Raw genomic sequence first — 20,464 nt, forward strand, 5'->3', positions numbered from 1 at the left:
CGTATCCACGCCCTTCATCCCCAGCCCGCCCGTCGCAACAAAACGACGGACCATGAGCCAAGAGGGGGGTCAAAATTACACGCCGATCCCCCTCACAACGGGGTCAATCTTCCATGCCGAAACACACCGCGGGGCGCCCACCTTCCAGCCCGCAATTATGCGGAGCAGAACCCCCGCCGAAACCGGCGGCAACACAGACCTTACAGGCCGGCGCTCTGCATAATCCCGCTCTCCGCATAATCGATCCGGCCCACCAGGACTCGGTGGCTGGGCGCGTTCTCGCCGTTGGCCCGCAGGTCGGGGACGATGCGCACGCCCTTGGCCTGGACGCTGAGGGTGACGATCTCGCCGGTGAATTCGTTCGTGCCGGTCTTCTTGAAGGTGCCGATGGTGGCCATGGTAAATCTCCGTCTTCCGTTTCCGAGCCCGCACCATTGCGGCCTCGATGGCGATCGGAAGGCCGGAGGCGACCGACGCCGCATCGCCTCGGGGTCCCCGTCGCGCCCGCGCGATGGGGTGAGGTTTGCGACCGGAGCGCAGCAGAGGACGGCGCGAGAGGGACTTTCTTGCCTCGCGAGGAATGACGGCGCCTCGGGGTCCCACGCGACCTGTCGCGTGGGGTGGGGTCCGGCAGGGGAAGAAAGTCATGATGCGCCGTTGCGGCAGAGGCGGTCGAGGCGCAGCCGTCCTTCGGCCAGATCCGCCCATTGGAGAGGCCGTTTGGAGCGGTCGACCGACGGATACCGAACGGGGATGATGGCGACCCGCCGCAACCTCACGGAAGACCGGCCCGATCCTCTTCGGCTTTACGTCCCCCGTTCCGGGCCGGCTCCGTGTGCTTCCGCCGCGCCGGGTCCAACCGGCCAAGATCGCTCCCACCATGCACTGGTCCGCCACTGACCGCGGGGCGCCGTGCCCGCGACCTGCATCAGCGTCGTGACGCCGATGGCAACAGCTCCGATGATCGAGAAAATGATCTGCCACGTCTCGGACGGCATGGCGAGCTTCGCGATACCATGCGTGGCGTGATAGCCGGCGAAGACGGCCGGGGCGACGAAGGCGAGCGCAATGGTGAGGCGCGCCCACATCGGACGCACAATCACGAGCAGAACCTGGCCGATGCCGAACGTGATGCCGCCGGCGATCAGGCCAACGACGATCGCACCGAGCCAGCCCGCGCCGGTTTGGTATGCCCAAGTGCCGGCGCTGACGGCGGCGAAGAACGGCAGCGCGAAGACGGCGAGCGTAAACAGCAGCCAGCAGAATAAGACGATGGCGGCGAGGCCAAGCAGGATGCCGAGGAAAATCATGGTGGTGTCTCCGTGAGGACAGCTCTGACGGTTGCGCCTTCCACCACCACCGCGGCGCGATCACCAGCATAGCAAGGGAAGATGGCTGCCGGAATCCCTGCAAGGGGGAGGCTCCGAACTTCCGCGCTCCCTCCACTATCTGGCGAAGGGGTCGATCTCACGGATGATCTGCGCAGCGTCACCGTCGAATTCGTCGGCCGGTACGACCGACAGGCTATCGTCGCCGGCGCGGAAGATCACGATGACGACCATCAGGGTCTTGGCGAGGCTAAGGGCGAAGGCCTGCGCATCGGTGGAGGACATGGGGGCCGGCTCCTGCTCGAAGCGGAGGACCATCCCCCGCTGACAGGCGCCCGATGGGTCCGGCCGATGGCCGCAATCACCGCGACGGCGAAGCGGAGCGGCGGCACGCTGTGCGTAGCCGACCCCTTGCGGATTGATGGCGTCAGGCCTTCGGCCGGCACCTAAGGATCTGCGCAGGAAAGCGGGGATAGACCGTCGCTCGAAGATCGGCAGGTGCGGCCGTCTCCCTGCATAAGCAGGCTCTGGAGGCTTTGTTCAGCTCCACGTCTGATGAGTACAGGTCCTGCTTGTCAGTCCGGTGAAAATCGACGGAGCCTGCACTTTCATGAGAAACGTTCAGGGCTCGTGAAATACGATTCCGATGGTCGAGGAAGGGGCAGCGCTTACGCGCCGCCCGACCCGAACCGATAGACCGGGATGCCGAGCTTGCGAGCCTTGTCGGCGAGATTGTCCTGGATGCCCGTGCCGGGGAAGATGAGGACCCCAATGGGCATCACCGCGAGCATCTGGTCGTTGCGCTTGAAGGGCGAGGCCTTGGCGTACCGCGTCCAGTCCGGCTTGAAGGCGACCTGCGGCACCTTGCGTGCATCGGCCCAGCAGGCGGCGATCCGCTCGGCGCCCTTGGGCGAGCCGCCATGCAGCAGCACCATGTCGGGGTGCTTGGCGTGCACCTGGTCGAGCTTCGTCCAGATGAGCTTGTGATCGGCCGTGTCGCCGCCGGAGAAGGCGATTTTGGGGCCCGCGGGCATCAGCACCTCGGTCTCCGCCCGCCTGCGGGCGGCCAGGAAATCGCGGCTGTCGATGAGGGCGGCAGTCAGATTGCGATGGTTCACCATGGATCCGATGCGGGGGCGCCAGACTGAGCCGGTGTGGCGCTCGAAGGCGTCGGCGGCTTCGTCGCGCATCAGCTCGAAGGAGTCGCGGCGCTCCACGAGGCTCTGCCCCTCGGCGATGAGGCGTTCCAGTTCCACCGAGCGCACCTCGCTGCCATCCTGCTCCTGCTGGCTGCGGCGCTGGCCCTGCTCGTTATCGTCAAGTGTGCCCGAGATCCGGCCGGCGGCACGATGGAAAAGGTGGACCGTCGACCACAGGAGATCGGGAAGGTCCGGCTCGAGACGGGTGTCCTGCAGCGTCGAGATGAGCGCATCGAAGATGTCGGCGATGGCGCCGGTGATGTGGTTGGCCTCGGGAAGGGGCCGGGGATCGGACTCGTCGTTGAGCGGGCGGTAGCCGTAGAGCTGGAGGTCCTGCAGCAGGTGATCGGTGGGAGAAGAGGCGTGGGGTTCGTCGTGCTCGGTGCTCATGGGATGCTCCGTCGGTTGGACCGCAGCCTTGCGGCCTTCATGGCGACGAAGCCGGCGGGCGGGACGGACCTGCACCCCGCGGGACGCGCGGGGCCGGAGCGCAGCGGAGGATGGCGGAGTCCGGCGATTTTGCTTCGCGATGGAACGGCGCGTGTCGGGGCCCCCGCGACGCCTGCGTCGTGGGGAAGCACCGCCGCCGGAAAATCGTCGGCCGCAGCCATTGCCGGGACGGCGCGACTGCTTGCCGATCGCCCTCTGGAAGGCTTGGCTGCGGGTCCTCTGTCGACGGTGAGCCTCAGAGCGTGGCGTCAGCGCAACCCCGCTCCTTGCTCCTTCAAATCACGGCTCAGCATCATGAAGCGGTTGACATCCTCGGGAGCAAGCAGACATCTCAGTTCCGCACGCAATGCATCGACGCCAAACGCGCGCAGATCCTCGTTGAAGTCTCCAAGCGCTGGCGACAGCACGACGGCCTCGATCCCGGTGGAGTTCGCTCGTGCGATGAGGCTGTCTCGTGCCCTGTCGCCGGCAGGATCGTTGTCGCGGACGATGTAGAGCCGCCGCAGGTCAGGTGGAAAGGCGATGACGGCAAGGTGTGCAGCCGAGAGCGCCGCCACCATTGGGAGGCTGGGCAGCGCTGTGCGCACGGAGAGAATGGTCTCGATGCCCTCGCCGGCGGCCATCACATCGTCAGCCCTGCCGAAGCGAACCGCATGCTCCAGCAGGTGGCCCATAGCGCGCCGGGGTGTGGCGATGTTGGCCTTGTCCGATCCATCCGGAGCGAGCCATGTCCGGTGGATGCCCATGATCCGTCCCGTGAGATCGGTGACGGCCGCGATCATGGCTGGCAGGAGTTGAGTGGACCCGTGTGCATCTGGACGATAGTAGCAGCGTGGGTTGAAGCGCAGGCTGCCGGTTTCGTGCAAAGCCGTGATGCCGCGGTTCCGCAGATACGTCTCCACGATTGTGCCCGGAATAGGCTGTGCTGCAGCGAACACTCTATGTGCCGAGATAACCGGATCTCGCGGGGAGCATGGCCGTGTGCGAGGGGGGGCTTCCGCGTATCGCGAGGCTGGCGGAAGGCGCAGAAATGCTTGGGCCTCGACGACCACATCGCTGAAGTTGGATAGGCCCCGGCTTTCGCGGATCACGTCGAGCAGGTCCCCGTGCTCCCCCGTGGCCGCATCGGTCCATTTTCCGGCCGGGCCATGTGCACTGTCTCGCAGCCGCACGAACATGGAGCGGCCCGGCGCATTGCGGGCATCTCCCACCTGCCAATAGTGACCCTGCCGCCGGCCTGCGGAGAGATAATGGCGGCAGACAGCCTCTGCCTGCCGCCCCAGCTGCCGGGCGAGATCGTGCGCAGCATCCGTCATGGGGACGCTCCAAGAAAATGGCCCGCCGTCCGGGCCACGCGACAGGGGAGCGCGAGGCGACGAGCGGCGGGCCAGGTTGCCCGGGAGGATTATTCGGCAGCGATCGGGGGAGACACCGCCTCGGGCTCCTCACTATCGGCGAGGTCCCCGCTGTCGCCTATGGCCGTTTCGCCGTCGATCTCCGCCGTCTCTTCGCCAGCGGTGTCGCAGGGCTGGGTCCGCAGGGCTTCCGGGAGCCAGCCGCTGTCGGCGAGAAGCGTTTCGGCCTCCCGGGCCATGTCGCCTTTCTTGAGGTGGGCGATCCGCTCCGCCGAGCGTTCCCCCTTGGCCTCGGTCACCGCCTGCAGAATGCGGGCCTTGGTCACCCGGCCGAGGAAGGTGTCGACGGTGGGCTTCCATCCGGCGGCCGCCATGTCGAGTGACACCGCCTGCGCCAGCCGGTCGGCATGGGCGAAGGCGCGTGGACGCCGGTTCCAGGCCTCATGCACCGCATTGACCGACAGGCTCACTACATGAGCGAACAGGGCAGCCCGGCTGTCGTGGTCCCAGCCGCCCAGGGTGTCCCAGAGCTCCCCCGGCTCCTTGGGCAGGGCTTTGGCCCAGCTTTCGTGCCGGACACGGATCGCCTCGGCCGAAACGCTGTCGTTGAGGCCCGGCGCCTGGGCGTTGAAGGACACGCTCTTGAGATCGAGTTCAAGGCAGCTGTCCGAGCCGTAGACGTAAAAGGCCTTCAGTGTCAGGGCGTGGACCGCGGCGAGGAAGGCGATGTCAGGCTGCTCGCCCAGCGCATGGCGCAGGCCGAGGGTGCGATGGGTGGTCAGCTCCGTGAGCAGACGGTCGGAGATGGGGGTGAGGCCGTCCTCCTCCTCGGGCTCAGCGGAAGCATCGGACGTTACTGCCTCCTGTCGAGATGCCGATGGAGCTCCGGTCGAAACTTCGGCGTCGGTGGAAGCGTCATGCACTTCTTCGACCGGCACTTCATCCTCCGGGCGGACATAGCCCCGCTCCACCCGGAGCTTGCCATCCTGCGCGATGCTGACGAAGGCGCCGGCCCTGGCGACCTCCGCCGGATCGAACGTGAGGGGCCGCGTCTCGAAGACCTCCAGCATCGCTTCGAGTTCTCCGAGCCGCGCGTCGACTTCCGCGGGAAGCTCGTCGGCATCGGCGTGTTCTTCGGAGAGGCGATCGTATTCCGCCTGGGCCGTCGCCCGAGCTGCCTCCTCCTCCGCGGTCAGGGGCGTCGGCTCACCCCGCAGCTGGCGCAAGCCGTAGGTGTGGCCATAGGCGAAGTCCGGCGCGACCTCGATCCACTTCCAGCCTTCGCTTCGGATCCCGTCGGCCTCGGCTGTGAGCTTCTCGGCCAACATCCGGTCGACGAGGGTCACATCCTGCAGCCAGCCGCCGTCGTCCCCCTGGAACAGGTCGCGCAGCACCGTGCCGCCGGCCGTCTCATAGGCCTCGATGCCGATGAACCGGGTCCGCTTGTCGGATGCGCGGACCGCACCCTCCGTCAGCATGCGACGGATGGCATGGGGCTGCTTGTCGTAGGTCTGGGCGAGACGGTCCAGCACCTGCTCCTGCCGCTCATGGTCGCCCGACACGGTGAAGGCCATGAGCTGGTCGAGGGTGAGACCATCCTCGGCATAGGTGTCGAGCAGCTTTGGTGAGACGGAGGCGAGCTTCAACCGCTGCTTCACCACGGCGACCGAGACGAAGAAGGCGGCCGCGATCTCCTCCTCGGACTGGCCCTTCTCCCGCAGAGCGAGGAAGGCGCGGAACTGATCGAGGGGATGGAGCGGGGCGCGCTGGACGTTCTCGGCCAGCGAATCCTCCTCGGCGATGCCGCCCTCGCGCACGATGCAGGGCACGGGCGCGGTCTTGGCGAGGCGCTTACGCTTCACCAGAAGCTCCAGCGCCCGATAGCGCCGTCCGCCGGCGGGGATCTCATACATGCCGGACTCGACGCCATCGGCATCGACCACGGCGCGGACATTGAGGCCTTGGAGCAGGCCCCGCCGGGCGATATCCTCGGCGAGCTCCTCGATGGACACGCCGGCCTTGACGCGGCGAACGTTGGCCTGACTCAGCACCAGCTTGTTGAAAGGGATGTCGCGGGACGACGAAAGGGTGATCTTCTGAACAGCCGTGGCCATGGGATGCTTCTCCGCGACGGGCGGCCGGAGAACCTCTCTCTGGCCTTCCACCCGTCACGAAGCACGGCGCCGCCCTCTACCTCTGAGGACGGCGCCGCAGAACCGACGATCCGGAAAGCCGGAACAACGCGGAGCCGGAGACACGACATTCCGCATCTTCGGCTTTGCGGATATCAGGCGGCCCGATCGAGCAGCTTCTTCGCCCGGGCCTCCAGATCGAGCCGGGCATCCTGGTGCGGCTTGTCCCGGGCCACAGCCGTGATGCCTTGGACGAAGTCGAAGATGCTCTCGGGCTTGCGGCCCTCCTCGGCGAGCACGGTCTCGATCACCTTCTGCGTCTCCGCCTTGGAGAAGCCCTTGCGGCGCAGGAACTCGGTGCGGTCCTCGTCGGTGCGCGCCACGATGCGCTCGCGTGCGGCCTTGATGCCGTTGACGAAGGGCATGGGCGAGGAATTGGCGAAGCGCTCCAGGGCCGGCGCCGCCTGATGGGCGAAGCGGGACGCGGCGTATTTGGAGTGGCGGATGGTGATCTCCTCGAAATCCTCCACGCCCCACAGGTTCCGGTTCTGGCACACGGCCCTGAGATAGAAGCTGGCGATGCCCAGCGTCTTCGCCCCCACCTCCGAGTTCCAGCAGTAGAAGCCCCGGAAGAACAGGTCGGGCGAGCCATCCGGCAGCCGGCCGGCCTCGATGGGATTGAGGTCGTCCACTAGGAACAGGAAAACATCCCGGTCCGAGGCGTAGAGCGTGGTGGTGTCCTTCGTGATGTCGACTCTGGGATTGTAGATGCCGGTCGACCAGTCGAGTACGCCCGGCACCTTCCAGCGGGTATCGCCCGTGCCATTGCCGGCAATGCGGCGCACGGCGTCCACCAGTTCATGGTCATAGATGCGGCCGTAGTCAGGGCCGGTCACCGCCCGGAGTTCGACGCGCCCGTCCTCGACCTCCAGCGTCTTGACCTGCTCGGCGCGGTGCGTGAGCAGGCCGTGCTGCAGGTTGATGCCGGCGAGCGGCGCCGGGAGCTGGCGCAGATAGGAAGCCGGCGCGCCGATGAGGCTCGCGAGCTGGCCGAAGCTCCAATGGGTCGGGGCAACAGGAGCCTCCGCCCCCGGCAGCGCGAGCGTCAACCGGTCCGGAGCCTCCCGGCTCGCCTCGACGCGAATAGCCGCGCTCTCCGCGGTGCGCGTCCGGCTCCGGTCGGACCGGCCGCGCACCGCGCCATACAGCTCAGACAGGGACAGAAAGCGCTCGTCCGCCGGCCGGAAGAACCACTCCGACGACACGCGCCCGTTCCGCTCGCCGCGGCTCGCATCCACCTTGTAACCGCTGGCCGCTTCCCGGCTCGCATCTAGAAGCTGAATCTCGGTCATGGGATCAAACTCCACGACAGGCGCCGGAAGCCTCTCTCCCGGTCCTCGACCCGTCATGGCAAACTCGACAGGCCTCTCACTCTCAGCGGGCGGAGCGGGCACGTCCGGTAATCGGGGAATCCCATCTTCCCGAGGATTTCCACGACAACCGATTGAGGCTCTCGGAGGGTCTTCGAGCAGTGGTCGCTACGTCGGACCGCTCTGGAACTGCGACTGAGCGCTCACCGAACTGGCTAAGCCGTAGGTCCCGAACGCCCCCCTCCAAAGACGGCGCGAGTGCCTCTTCACCGATCGCCCACGAAGAGGCACAGGCTGTCTTCTGCAGCCTTGTCTGACCGAGGTGTGGAAGCGCTTCGTAGAGGATCGCGGGCGATGCGGCCCAATCGCAAGGTTCAGCCAAAACCGTTTCAAAAACCGTTTCAGACCCGAAAACTGAAACGGTGAATGACGGCTAAGTACTTGTTTTAATGGCGCGCCGGGGAAGATTCGAACTCCCGACCCCCAGATTCGTAGTCTGGTGCTCTATCCAGCTGAGCTACCGGCGCCTGTGCCCGGGACCGGCGGGCCGGTCGGGAAGGCTGGAGGCCTTCCGGGCGTCGCGGCTGGGAACGCCGCGAGGCCCGTCTGCTACTCCTTTTCGCCGGAGGGTGCAAGGCCCCCGCCCGGACCTGCCGCCCTTCCCCCGCCCGGCATGTGGAAAACCGCGCGGCGCCTCACGCCCGGATGCGCTCGCGGCGGTGGTGGCGGCTTTCCGGCTGATCCGGGATGGTGATGCGGAAGGTGGTGCCCACCTGGGTATCCAGCAGGCGGATGTGGCCCCCATGGGCCCGCACCAGCTCGTCGGCGATGGGCAGGCCGAGGCCGGTGCCCCCGCGACGGGCGGAGGAAACGAAGGCCTCGAACAGGTGCTCGCGCCGCGCGGGCGGAATGCCGGGCCCGGTGTCGCCCATCTCGATTTCCACCACCAGTCCCTTGCGCCGCGCGCGGATGCGCACCTGATCGCGTTCGGGATCGAGCGGCGCGCGCGCCTCCAGCGCCTGGACGGCATTGCGCGCGATGTTGAGGATGACCCGGAACAGCTGGTCGGGGTCGGCATCGGCGGTGAGGCCGCGCTCCACGTCCATCACCCAGCCGATGCCGGCGCCCGGACCCAGGCCGAGGGTGTCGCGCACCTCCTCGAAGAGATGGATGAGCTCCACGTCGCGCCGCTCCGGCAGGGGCTCCTTGGCCTTGCCGTAGGACAGGGTCTGCTCGCAATAGGCGATGGCGCGGTCGAGCGCCGCCAGAAGCTTCGGCGCGAACCGCTGGACGGTCGGGTCCGGCACCGAGGCGAGACGGTCGGAGAGCAGCTGCGCCGAAGACAGCAGATTGCGCAGGTCGTGGTTGATCTTCGACACCGCGAGGCCGAGGGCGGCGAGGTGGCTCTTCTGGTGGAGCGTGTGGGTGAGCTCGCGCTGCATCTCCTCCAGCGCTTCCTCGGCCGTGCCGATCTCGTCGGAGCGCCCGCTGGGCACGATGATGCGCGAGGCGTCCTCGGGATTCTCGCGGAACGCCGAGATGCGCTCGGTGAGCCGGCGCATGGGCCGCACGAACAGCCAGTTGAGGCTGACGAAGACGAGGACGCCGGCCGCCATCGCCACCGCCAGCGACACCAGGAGCACGGTGGCGGCGAAGCGCAGCAGCGCAGTGCGCAGCGGGGTCTCGCTGAGGACGATCTCGATGAAGTCGGCGCCGCGGGGCGGATCGCCCACGACGCGCACCACCCGCCCGTCGTCGGCGGCGAGCGTGTCATAGGCGTCGCGCACCGCGCTCCACAGGGTGGTGGTGCGCATGTCGATATGCACATCAGCCTCGGGCGGCATGTCGGAGGCGGCGAGCAGGCGGCGCGTGCCCTCGCGCTTCACCACGATCACCATGGCGCCGACGCTTTCCAGCAGCTGGTGGGTCAGATCCACCGAGACGCCGTCCTGGGGCGTGGCATCAAGTACGAGCGCGGCGGTACGGGCGGCGGCGAGACGGTCGGACAGCCAGGCGATGCGATAGTTGGCGATGGTGGGCACGAGCACCGCGATCTCGGCCGCCGCCACCACGGCCACCGTCAGCGCCAGCAGTTTTGCGGACAAGCCGAGGCTCCACCGCGCGCTCTTTGGCGCCGGCCCCTCCGCGGGCGTATGGCTCCTCGGCTCGAACATTCATCTGATACGGGGGGAAAGCCCGTCCCGGATCTCCGGCGCCCTGCGCGCAGGGGATCGAGATTAAGAGATAGGCAACCATGGCCGAAGGGGCCAGAGCTACCTGCAATTGAGGTAAACGGCCGAAGGAAGAGGCTTTCGCATCGCGCCGCAAAGTGGGGGACGGAGCGGCCTATTCGTCCTCGCCGAACCGGTCGGCGACCAGGGCGCCGAGGGCGTCGAGCACGGCGGAGGCCTCTCGGCCGGTGGCGGTCACCGTCACGCACGTCCCCGGCCCGGCGGCCAGCATCATCAGGCCCATGATGGAATTGCCGCCCACGGCCTCGCCGCTGCGGCATACGGTGACGAGGGCGTCGAAGCGCTCCACCGTCTGCACGAACTTGGCGGAGGCTCGCGCATGCAGGCCCCGCTTGTTCACGATGGGCAGGGTGCGCACCAGCGCCTCGGGGGGAATGGGACCGCCGCAGGCGATCGCGGCCTCCTCGGCACCGCAGCGGGCGGCCGACCGCTCGGGCGCCACGGTATCGCCGGCGAAGGCGTCAGTTACCGGAGAGGACGCGGCTTGCGACATTGATGTATTTCCTACCGGCTTCCTGGGCGACGTCCACGGCCTGGGCCAGCGGCATCTCCCCGCGCACCTTGGCGAGCTTCACCAGCATCGGCAGGTTGATGCCCGCCACCACCTCGACGTCGGGCGTGTTCATCACCGATATGGCGAGGTTGGAAGGGGTGCCGCCGAACATGTCGGTGAGGATCACCACGCCATCGCCGGCCCGCACCCGGTCGACCGCCTCGATGATGTCCTGCCGACGCCGCTCCATGTCATCCTCGGGGCCGATCGTAACGGCGGCGATCTGGGTCTGCGGACCCATGACGTGCTCCAGTGCGGAGCAGAATTCGTCTGCCAGACGACCGTGTGTGACGAGGACGAGACCGATCATGCTTCCTCCGCCTCCACCTCCCCCTGATGAAGGCCTCCCGCGCTGCGGGATGGCCATATTCAGATCGGCTCAAAAATTACGCAAGGGGTGCAACGCACAAAAGCACATTTAGTTTTCGTAATCGTCACTCGTGAGAATGCAAGCGATTATGAGTGCCGCCGTCTCCGGATCGTTGAGGGGAAGCCGTGATATTTCAACACCTTCCATCATCACCCGCCGGGCCTCCGCGGACGGCATCCGCTCGGCATCGGCTGCCATCAGATCGACCACATGCCGCAATGCGACGGCGGGGCGATGGGGCATGCGGCGGATGCCAAGCCCCCTCACCTCGATCAGCCCTTCCAGCCCGGGAGCCGGTCGGGCGACCAGCGCACCAGCCTCGACCGTGAGTATGACGCGGTCATCGGCCACAAGTTCCGCCGGCGGCAGGATGCGCGGCGGATCGAGGATGAGGCGAAGGGCAAGGCGCGACTTGCCGGCCCCGGACGGTCCGCGGATCAGCACCCCCGTTTCGCCGATGGCGACGCAGCTCGCATGAATGCTGGCGGGGGCGCCGGGGGCCACGGCTCAGCCGGCCGGAAGGCGCACGATGAAGCGCGCACCGGCGATGCAGGGAGTGCCGTCCGCGTCGGTCTCCGTGCGGTTCTCGGCCCAGATGAGCCCGCCGTGGGCCTCCACGATCTGCCGCGAGATGGAGAGGCCGAGGCCCGAGTTCTGCCCGAAACCCTGGTGCGGGCGATCGGTGTAGAAGCGCTCGAAGATGCGCGCCAGCGCGTCCGGGCGGATGCCGGGACCGTCGTCGTCCACCACGATCTCCGCGCCGTCCTTCACCCGCCGACAGGTGACGCGGACCGAACCGCCCGAAGGCGAGAAGGAGCGCGCGTTCGAGACGAGGTTGTCCACCACCTGGCCGAGGCGGGAGGCGTGGCCGGCGACCAGATAGTCGGCCGGCGCGCCGGGGGCCCGCTCGAAGGCGAGGGAGACGGAGACGCCGTCATCTTCCTTGCGCACGTCCTGGGCGAGGCCCACCACCATTTCCAGCAGCTGCTTGAGGTCCACGCTCACCGCCTCCTGCCGCTGCAGCTCGGCATCGAGGCGACTGGCGTCGGAGATGTCGGAGATCAGGCGGTCGAGACGCTTCACGTCATGCTGGATCACCTCCAGCAGGCGGCCGCGGGAGGTGTCGTTGCGGGCGAGCGGCAGCGTCTCTACCGCGCTGCGCAGGGACGTGAGGGGGTTCTTCAGTTCGTGCGCCACGTCGGCGGCGAAGCTCTCGATGGCTTCGATGCGGTTGTAGAGTGCGCTCGTCATGTCGCGCAGCGCCCCGGAGAGGTGGCCGATCTCGTCGGCCCGGGCGGTAAAGTCGGGAATTTCGACGCGGGTCTTGATGCGCCGCCGCACCCGCTCCGCCGCTGCCGCGAGCTTGCGCACCGGATCGGCGATGGTGCCTGCGAGCAGCACCGAAAGCAGCACCATCACTGCCGCCGCCACAAGGAACACGCGCACGATGACGAAGCGCTCGGCTTTCACCGCCGCGTCGATCTCGCCGCTCTGGGTGGAGAGCAGCAGCACCCCCAGGATGGCGCGGAACCGCTGGATGGGAACGGCAACGGAAACCACCACCTGGCCGCGTTCGTCCACGCGCACCTCGCTCGCCTTGGTGCCGAGAGCGGCGGAGGCGACTTCGGGATAGTTCTTGCCCGCCTGGGGCCCGAACTCGCGGTAGAGCGGCAGGTCACCCCGGCCAAGCCACAGCTGCACCGCCCGCCACGCCCGCTCGACGATGCCGGGCTTTGGCTCGTTGGGCGAGGGCAGATCGAAGCGCAGGATCTCGCCGCGCGAATAGAGCGAGCGGGAATCCAGCAGCAGCTGGCCCTCCCGGTCATAGATGCGGGCGCGGGTGCGGGTGGGCCCCACGAGCCGGCGCAGCACCGGGGCGACGCGCTCGGGATTGATGGGGAACTCCAGCGGCGCGAAGCCATCGTCCGGGCCGTAGCTCTCGCCCGCCTGCAGTTCCAGCAGCCGGTCGGGATCAAGCGTGATGGCGTTGGTCTCCACCTGCGCCGACGAGGCGATGGCGGCCGCGATGATCTCGCCCTGCACCAGAAGGCTCTGGATGCGCGCGTCGATGAGGCCCGAGCGGAACTCAGACAGATAGAGGATGCCCGAGACGAGGGCGCACAGCCCGGCGAGGTTGAGCAGGACGATGCGGCGGGTGAGCGAGGAGAAGCCCTTGAACGCCACAAAGCGGCGGACCCGCCGCAACCAGCCGAGGATCGCCGCGAACGGCGCACGCCGGCGCGCCAGCCGCGCCGCCCGTGCTTCGACCGCGTCCCTCTCGACCGAATTCGTCTCGACCGTCATCTCGTGCCGGGCCCGCGCGCGGTCGTCCGGCTCACTCCTTGAACCGGTAGCCGACGCCGTAGAGGGTCTCGATCATCTCGAAGCTGTCGTCCACCGACTTGAACTTCTTGCGCAGCCGCTTGATGTGGCTGTCGATGGTGCGGTCGTCCACATAGACCTGGTCGTCATAGGCCGCATCCATCAGGGCATTGCGGCTCTTGACCACGCCGGGACGCTGGGCGAGGGCCTGGAGGATCAGGAACTCGGTGACGGTGAGGGTCACCGGCTCGCTCTTCCAGGTGCAGGTGTGGCGCTCGGGGTCCATGCGCAGGTTGCCGCGCTCCAGCACCTTGGCGCTGTCCACCTCGCGAGGGGCGACGCCATCCTTGGCGCCGGCGCGGCGAAGCACCGCCTTCACCCGCTCCACCAGAAGGCGCTGGGAGAACGGCTTCTTGATGAAGTCGTCGGCGCCCATCTTGAGGCCGAACAATTCGTCGATCTCCTCATCCTTGGAGGTGAGGAAGATCACCGGCATGTCGGTCTTCTGGCGCAGGCGGCGCAGAAGCTCCATGCCATCCATGCGGGGCATCTTGATATCGAGGATGGCGAGGTCCGGCGGATTGGTCTTGAAGCCATCGAGCGCCGAGGCGCCGTCAGTGTAGGTGTCGATGCGATATCCTTCCGCCTCCAACGCGATGGAGACCGAGGTCAGAATATTGCGGTCGTCGTCGACGAGGGCGATCGTGGGCATGACACCTCTTTTCAGCCGTCCGGAACGCGGCCTGTAACTGCGGCCTTGCGCGGGTGAACCGCGTTCGCGTGGCCGAAATGTGACACACAAGAGTCGAGTGCCGTAAAATAGCGGGATTCGTCACTGCCGCCAAACGAAGCGCTGCGGCCAAGCCGCGCGTTGCCGCAAAGGGCTGGACCAAGGCATCCTGACACCGCCGCAGGGGAGAAAAACATGTCCGACACGGCCGCCCTCGTGATCCGCCGCCTCATCCGGGAAGCCCGATTCGCCAGCTTGGCGACACTGGAAGCCGGTGGCGCGCCCTACGCCTCGCTGGTGGCGGTGGGCACCGATCGCGCGGGGCGTCCGACCCTGCTCATCTCCCGCCTCGCCCGCCACACCCGCAACATCGGCGCAGATGAGCGTGTCTCGCTCCTGGTGTCCGCGACGGGCACGCCCGATCCCCTGGACGCCCCCCGCGCGAGCCTGCTGGGCCGCATCGCGCCGGCACCTGCGCCGGACGTGCGGGCGCGCTATTTGGCGCGACACCCCGCGGCCGAGGGCTATGCCGACTTCACCGACTTCGGCTTCTACGCCGTCGACATTGCGGAGGCCCATCTGGTGCAGGGCTTCGGCCGCATCGTCGACGTGCCGGGCGAGGCCCTCCTCTCCAACTGGGACCGGGCCGATGAACTGGCGGCGGGCGTGGAGGGCGTGATCGCCCACATGAACGCCGACCACGCCGACGCCGTCCGCCTCTATGCCACGGAGCTGCTGGGCGCGCCCGAAGGCGCGTGGCGCATGCTCTCCCTTGATCCCGACGGGTGCGAGCTGACCAACGGCGATCTGGTGCGGCGGCTGGAGTTCCCGCGCCGGGTGGCCGACCTTGGTGCAGTGCGGCAGGAGCTCGTCGCGCTGGTGCAGGAGGCGCGGCGAGGGACCGCAGCCTGAACTTAAACGTTTAGGCCCATCCGCCAACGGTTTCCTTGCGGGCCAAGTGGCTCTAGCGTGCTTCGAGTGGCCGGGATGGATGCGCAAGACGTCCCCCGCCCGCCGCGGTTCGGCCCCAAGCGGGCCCGCCCCGCAAGCTGCATCGCCGCGCTTCAGGCCGGCGGGAACAATGGGAGATTCGTCCGTGCTCGAAACCGGTCACCGGAACAGCGCCTGCGGCGCCGACAGCTTCGGCCTCAAGCACCTCACCGCCGTCCACTGGAATCTGCTCGAGCCTGAGCTCTACGAGCATGCGCTGGCCCATCGCGAGGCGCATCTGTCGTCCGGCGGGGCGCTGATGGCCGAGACCGGCGCCCACACCGGCCGCAGCCCCAAGGACAAGTTCGTGGTGCGCGACGGCGCCACCGAGAACGAGGTCTGGTGGGACAATAACGGGGCCATCACCCCCGAGCAGTTCGAGACGCTCTACCAGGACTTCCTCACGGCCGCCGAGGACAAGTCGCTGTATGCGCAGGACCTCTACGGCGGCGCCGACCCGTCCTGCCGCATCAAGGTGCGCGTCTACACCGAGTTCGCCTGGCACTCGCTGTTCATCCGCACCATGCTGCGCCGGCCCGAGCGGGCCGAGCTCGACGGCTTCGTGCCGGAGATGACCATCATCGACCTGCCGTCCTTCCGGGCGGATCCGGCGCGGCACGGGGTGCGCTCCGAAACGGTGATTGCGGTGAACTTCGCCCGCGGCATCGTCCTCATCGGCAATTCGTCCTACGCGGGCGAAATGAAGAAGTCGGTGTTCACGGCGCTCAACTACATCCTGCCGAAAAAGGGCATCATGCCCATGCACTGCTCGGCGAATGTCGGCGCCGAGGGCGACGTATGCCTGTTCTTCGGCCTGTCGGGCACCGGCAAGACCACCCTCTCCGCCGACCCCAACCGCACGCTCCTCGGCGATGACGAGCACGGCTGGAGCGCCGACGGCATCTTCAATTTCGAGGGCGGCTGCTACGCCAAGACCATCCGCCTCTCGGCCGAGGCGGAGCCGGAAATCTTCGCCGCCTCCAACCGCTTCGGCACCGTTCTGGAGAATGTGGTGCTCGACAAGGTGACGCGGGAGCCCGACTTCGACGACGGCAGCCTCACCGAGAACACCCGCTCGGCCTATCCCCTGTCCTTCATTCCCAACGCCAGCCCCACCGGGCGGGCGGGGATGCCGAAGAACATCGTGATGCTCACCTGCGACGCCTTCGGCGTGCTGCCGCCCATCGCGCGGCTCACTCCGGCGCAGGCCATGTACCACTTCCTCTCCGGCTACACCGCCAAGGTCGCGGGCACGGAAAAGGGCGTGAAGGACCCCGAGGCCACCTTCTCCACGTGCTTCGGCGCACCCTTCATGCCGCGGCATCCCTCGGTCTACGGCAATCTCTTGCGCGACCTCATCGCACAGCACGGTGTGGACTGCTGGCTGGTGAACACCGGCTGGACCGGCGGCAAGTTCGGTACCGGGCGGCGCATGCCGATCAAGGTGACGCGCGCGCTGCTCACCGCCGTGCTCGACGGCTCCCTGAAGGATGCGTCCTTCCGCACCGACCCCTATTTCGGCTTCGAGGTGCCCACCTCCCTGCCCGGCGTGGAGCCGCACATCCTCTATCCGTCCAAGACCTGGGCGGACAAAGCCGAGTTCGACGCCACCGCGCGCAAGCTGGTCAGCATGTTCCGCGAAAACTTCACCCGCTTCGAGACCCATGTGGACGCCGCCGTGCGCGACGCCCAGCCGCAGGTGCGCATCGCCGCCGAGTGAAGGCGTCACCCGCAATGGAAAAAGGCCCGGCGCAAGCACGCCGGGCCTCATTGTCTTCTCAGCTTCGCAACGTCCGGTCGCTCAGCGCCCGCGGCGGCGCTGCTGGCCGAGGCCCATCTGCTTGGCGAGTTCGGAGCGGGCCGCCGCATAATTCGGCGCCACCATGGGGTAGTCCGCCGGCAGGCTCCACTTTTCCCGATACTGCTCGGGAGTCATGTCGTAGCGCGTGCGCAGATGGCGCTTCAGCGACTTGAACTTCTTGCCGTCCTCGAGGCAGATGATGAAGTCGGGATGCACCGAGCGCTTCACCGGCACGGCCGGCTTTAGGGGCTCGACCTCCGGCTGCTCCTCATTGCGCGACAGGCGCTGGAGCGCCGCATGCACGTCATAGATGAGCGCCGGAAGTTCCGCAGCCGCAACGGTATTGTTGCTGACGTAGGCGGAAATGATGTCGGTCGCGAGTTCGATGAAAGCCGGAGATTGCGTCGGTTCGCTCATGGGACCTGCTTCGCGTTGAGATCGTTCTGCTCAAAAATTTGCGTAATTGGTCAGGATTGGATGCCCGAATGCTGCGGGGCGACAACAATCGTCCAGTCGAGCGGGGCAACCCGATGGGTGGGAAAGACACGACACCTGCACCAAGGCTTCCCCGGCGACGCGGCCGACTGCGCTCATCCTTCGACGAACTGTGCGCAGAGCAGTGCGATCGCGTTGCAGCAATGCTGTGAAGACGCCTCTACAACCCTGTTAGTTTCGGTGCCCGCATTTTGCAACCATTAATTCGACCAATACCCGCGCTCTTCTTGCGCACGGCCGGGAGGACAACAGAAGGCCCGCCCCCGACCACGCCGATGCAATCGATTTCGCGCAGGCTCCCGCATCCGGCAGTCCGATGACGGTTGCGGCCGCCCGAGCGGCGGCGCCCGCGATGCGCCCTGCGCCGGATGAAAGCATTGGCATCTGATCGCGCCTGCCTTGCCGTTGCCATGTCCAATGCCTACGTCTGCGCAAGACGAACCGGGGACCTGCCATGTCCAATCCCGCCCCTTCCGGCATCGATCCGGCCAAGGTTGTGAAGAGCGACACCGAATGGCGCTCCTGCCTCACGCCGGAGCAGTATCGAATCACCCGTCAGGCCGGCACCGAGCGCGCCTTCACCGGTCCCTATTGGGACGAGAAGCGCGCTGGCCTGTATGCCTGCGTCGCCTGCGGCGCACCGCTGTTCCGTTCCGAGACCAAATACAATTCCGGCACCGGCTGGCCGAGCTTCTTCTCCCCGGTGTCGCCCGAAGCGGTGGTCACCCATGAGGACACCTCGCACGGCATGCGCCGCATCGAGGTGCGCTGCGCCGCATGCGAAAGCCACCTCGGCCATGTCTTTCCCGACGGGCCGGCCCCCACGGGCCTGCGTTTCTGCATGAATGGCACCGCGCTTTCCCTGAAGCCGGACGGCGGGGAAAACGGTGGCGCCTGAGACCCTGGCGTCCAAGCCCCCGATGAGCGAGCCGCCGCGCGCGCCGCGTCGCCCCAGCACCCGCACCGTCCACGGCGTCGCCCTCAGCGACGATTACGCCTGGCTGCGCGCCGACAACTGGCGCGCGGTCATGCGCGATCCCACGGTCCTCGACGCCGACATCCGCACCTATCTCGAAGCCGAGAACGCCTATGCGGACGGCTATTTCGCCCCCTTCGGCGACCTGAAGTCCAGGCTGGTCGCGGAAATGCGCGGCCGCATCAAGGAAGATGACGCCTCCGTGCCCGTGCCCGACGGGCCCTTCGCTTATTATTCCCGCCACCGGGAAGGCGGCCAGCACCCCCTCGCCTGCCGCAAGGCGATGCCCGCCGGCGAGGAGGTCATCCTGCTCGACGGCGATGCGGAAGCCGCGGGCAAGGCCTATTTCCATTTCGGCCACTGGCGCCACAGCTTCGACCATGCCCGCCTCGCCTTCTCGGCCGACACATCGGGCTCGGAGCTCTATTCCATCCGCATCCGCGACCTCGCCACCGGCGCCGATTTGCCCGACGCCATCGAGGAAACCACCGGCGACCTGCTGTGGAGCGCCGACGGCCGCGTGCTCTATTACATCCGGCGCGATGCCGAGCACCGCCCCTCTAAGGTGTTCCGCCATGAGCTGGGCACCGACCCGGCGGCCGACGTTCTGATCTATGAGGAGCCGGACAAGGGCTTCTTCGTCTCCCTCGGCGAGACCCAGTCGCACCGCTACGGCCTCATCGCCTGCGGCGATCACGATACGTCCGAGGTCCATCTTCTGGATCTGGAGGACACATCGGCCGCCCCGCGCTGCATCGCGCCGCGCTCCGCCGGCGTGCGCTACGATGTGGAGCACCACCCCGACCTGGGCGGCACCGACACGCTGGTTCTCCTCACCAACGCGGACGGCGCCGAGGATTTCAAGATTGTCGTCGCGCCCACCTTCGCGCCGGGGCGGGACAATTGGGTGGACTTCGTGCCGCACAGGCCGGGACGGATGATCCTCAGCCATTCGGTGCTGGCCGGCCACATGGCGCGGCTGGAGCGCGAAGCCGGGCTGCCGCGCATCGTCATCCGCGATCTCGAGAGCGGCGCCGAGCACGACATCGCCTTCGACGAGGAGGCCTACGCCTTGGGCCTGTCGGCCGGCTTCGCCTTCGATACGACCGAGGTCCGCTTCACCTACGCCTCCATGACGACCCCGTCGGAAGTGTGGGACTACGACATGGCCAGCCGCGAGCGGGATCTGCTGAAGCGGCAGGAAGTGCCCTCCGGCCATGATCCCGCCGACTATGTGACCCGGCGCCTCCAGGCGCGCGCGCCGGACGGGGAAATGGTGCCGGTTTCGCTCATCTATCGCCGCGACACCCCGCTCGACGGCAGCGCGCCGCTTCTTCTCTACGGCTACGGCGCCTACGGCATCACCATCCCCGCCGGCTTCGCCACCAACCGACTCTCGCTGGTGGATCGCGGCTTCATCTATGCCATCGCCCACATCCGCGGCGGCACCGACAAGGGCTGGCGCTGGTACTCCGACGGCAAGCTCGCGAAGAAGACCAACACCTTCACCGATTTCATCGCGGTGGCCGAGCATCTGGTGGCGGAGGGCTTCACCCGGCCCGACCGCATCGTCGCCCATGGCGGCTCGGCCGGCGGCATGCTCATGGGCGCGGTGTCGAACCTGAGGCCGGATCTCTTCGCCGGCATCATCGCCGAGGTGCCGTTCGTGGACGTCCTCACTACGATGCTGGACGACACCCTGCCCCTCACCCCGCCGGAATGGCCGGAGTGGGGCAATCCCATCGCCGACGCCGAGGCGTTCGAGCGGATTCGCAGCTACTCGCCCGTGGATAACGTGACGGCGGCCGCTTATCCCTCCATCTTCGCCCTTGCCGGGCTCACCGATCCCCGGGTGACCTATTGGGAGCCGGCGAAATGGGTGGCGCGGCTGCGGGCGTCGGACACCGGCGGGCGGCCGATCCTGCTGCGGACCAACATGGACGCGGGTCACGGTGGGGCTGCCGGGCGCTTCGACCGGCTGGACGAGGTGGCGCTGGTCTATCTCTTCGCGTTGCGGACGGTCGGGCGCGCCGTCTGAGGGCGCGGCCAAGGCAAGGTGGGACCGCGATGCGGCGCGGCCCCGGCTCACAGTGGGGCATTTGCGCGGCGGCCGGCTTCCGGCTATCCAGAGCCGTTCTCAC

Annotated in this window: 17 protein-coding genes, 1 tRNA gene and 1 pseudogene; 4 read left to right on the forward strand and 15 right to left on the reverse strand. The window is 67.5% G+C overall.

The genetic code is table 11. The features are described 5' to 3' along the window. Window positions 1–239 precede the first annotated feature (239 nt). The 14 genes and pseudogenes from ABLE93_RS16975 to ABLE93_RS17040 form a co-directional block, all read right to left on the reverse strand. Window positions 240–482 (reverse strand): annotated as a pseudogene (locus tag ABLE93_RS16975) (DUF736 family protein); the annotation flags it as partial. Between the two features lie 324 nt (window positions 483–806). Continuing rightward, the gene (locus ABLE93_RS16980) at window positions 807–1,310 is read right to left on the reverse strand and encodes a hypothetical protein (protein ID WP_348841034.1); all 504 of its coding nucleotides are present in this window, start codon (window positions 1,308–1,310) and stop codon (window positions 807–809) included. Window positions 1,311–1,445: 135 nt separating this feature from the next. Next, complete coding sequence (locus ABLE93_RS16985; protein ID WP_348841035.1) at window positions 1,446–1,613, reverse strand: hypothetical protein; 168 nt, start codon at window positions 1,611–1,613, stop codon at window positions 1,446–1,448. 383 nt (window positions 1,614–1,996) lie between these two features. Then, window positions 1,997–2,917, reverse strand: a complete 921-nt coding sequence (locus ABLE93_RS16990; protein WP_348841036.1) for a DUF2493 domain-containing protein — start codon at window positions 2,915–2,917, stop codon at window positions 1,997–1,999. A 308-nt stretch (window positions 2,918–3,225) separates the two neighbouring features. Beyond that, a complete protein-coding gene (locus tag ABLE93_RS16995) occupies window positions 3,226–4,293 on the reverse strand; it encodes a DUF7146 domain-containing protein (protein ID WP_348841037.1) in 1,068 nt (355 codons plus the stop codon). A gap of 89 nt (window positions 4,294–4,382) precedes the next feature. Beyond that, window positions 4,383–6,446 (reverse strand): ParB/RepB/Spo0J family partition protein, encoded by a 2,064-nt coding sequence (locus ABLE93_RS17000; RefSeq protein WP_348841038.1) that lies wholly within the window; start codon window positions 6,444–6,446, stop codon window positions 4,383–4,385. 173 nt (window positions 6,447–6,619) lie between these two features. Beyond that, on the reverse strand, window positions 6,620–7,816 hold the full coding sequence (locus ABLE93_RS17005) for a DUF932 domain-containing protein (protein ID WP_348841039.1): 1,197 nt from the start codon (window positions 7,814–7,816) through the stop codon (window positions 6,620–6,622). Window positions 7,817–8,284: 468 nt separating this feature from the next. Continuing rightward, a tRNA-Arg gene (locus ABLE93_RS17010) sits at window positions 8,285–8,361 on the reverse strand. Window positions 8,362–8,529: 168 nt separating this feature from the next. Further along, window positions 8,530–9,939 (reverse strand): ATP-binding protein, encoded by a 1,410-nt coding sequence (locus tag ABLE93_RS17015; RefSeq protein WP_348841040.1) that lies wholly within the window; start codon window positions 9,937–9,939, stop codon window positions 8,530–8,532. 241 nt (window positions 9,940–10,180) lie between these two features. Next, a complete protein-coding gene (locus tag ABLE93_RS17020; RefSeq protein ID WP_510183050.1) occupies window positions 10,181–10,480 on the reverse strand; it encodes an HPr family phosphocarrier protein in 300 nt (99 codons plus the stop codon). Window positions 10,481–10,547: 67 nt separating this feature from the next. After that, the gene (locus tag ABLE93_RS17025; RefSeq protein ID WP_348841042.1) at window positions 10,548–10,949 is read right to left on the reverse strand and encodes a PTS sugar transporter subunit IIA; all 402 of its coding nucleotides are present in this window, start codon (window positions 10,947–10,949) and stop codon (window positions 10,548–10,550) included. 108 nt (window positions 10,950–11,057) lie between these two features. Then, a complete protein-coding gene (locus tag ABLE93_RS17030) occupies window positions 11,058–11,513 on the reverse strand; it encodes an HPr kinase/phosphorylase (protein ID WP_348841043.1) in 456 nt (151 codons plus the stop codon). A gap of 3 nt (window positions 11,514–11,516) precedes the next feature. Further along, window positions 11,517–13,313 (reverse strand): sensor histidine kinase, encoded by a 1,797-nt coding sequence (locus ABLE93_RS17035; RefSeq protein WP_348841044.1) that lies wholly within the window; start codon window positions 13,311–13,313, stop codon window positions 11,517–11,519. A 31-nt stretch (window positions 13,314–13,344) separates the two neighbouring features. Continuing rightward, entirely contained in the window at window positions 13,345–14,043 is a 699-nt protein-coding gene (locus ABLE93_RS17040; RefSeq protein WP_348841045.1) for a response regulator transcription factor, read from the reverse strand. A 213-nt stretch (window positions 14,044–14,256) separates the two neighbouring features. Between ABLE93_RS17040 and ABLE93_RS17045 the strand changes: the two genes are divergently transcribed. Together ABLE93_RS17045 and ABLE93_RS17050 are read left to right on the forward strand one after the other, a co-directional pair. After that, entirely contained in the window at window positions 14,257–14,973 is a 717-nt protein-coding gene (locus ABLE93_RS17045; RefSeq protein WP_348841046.1) for a HugZ family pyridoxamine 5'-phosphate oxidase, read from the forward strand. Window positions 14,974–15,157: 184 nt separating this feature from the next. Further along, window positions 15,158–16,771, forward strand: a complete 1,614-nt coding sequence (locus tag ABLE93_RS17050) for a phosphoenolpyruvate carboxykinase (protein WP_510183047.1) — start codon at window positions 15,158–15,160, stop codon at window positions 16,769–16,771. Window positions 16,772–16,852: 81 nt separating this feature from the next. On the opposite strand, the gene ABLE93_RS17055 is transcribed toward ABLE93_RS17050, so the two are convergent. After that, window positions 16,853–17,269, reverse strand: coding sequence for a Ros/MucR family transcriptional regulator (locus ABLE93_RS17055; protein WP_348841048.1), 417 nt, complete (start codon window positions 17,267–17,269; stop codon window positions 16,853–16,855). Between the two features lie 532 nt (window positions 17,270–17,801). Here ABLE93_RS17055 and msrB point away from each other — a divergent pair. Together msrB and ABLE93_RS17065 are read left to right on the forward strand one after the other, a co-directional pair. Continuing rightward, entirely contained in the window at window positions 17,802–18,245 is a 444-nt protein-coding gene (msrB, locus tag ABLE93_RS17060) for a peptide-methionine (R)-S-oxide reductase MsrB (RefSeq protein WP_348841049.1), read from the forward strand. A gap of 22 nt (window positions 18,246–18,267) precedes the next feature. Next, window positions 18,268–20,361, forward strand: coding sequence for a S9 family peptidase (locus tag ABLE93_RS17065; RefSeq protein WP_348841050.1), 2,094 nt, complete (start codon window positions 18,268–18,270; stop codon window positions 20,359–20,361). Window positions 20,362–20,464: the final 103 nt, after the last annotated feature.

The organism is Xanthobacter pollutisoli, assembly GCF_040044995.1.
Lineage (GTDB): Bacteria > Pseudomonadota > Alphaproteobacteria > Rhizobiales > Xanthobacteraceae > Xanthobacter.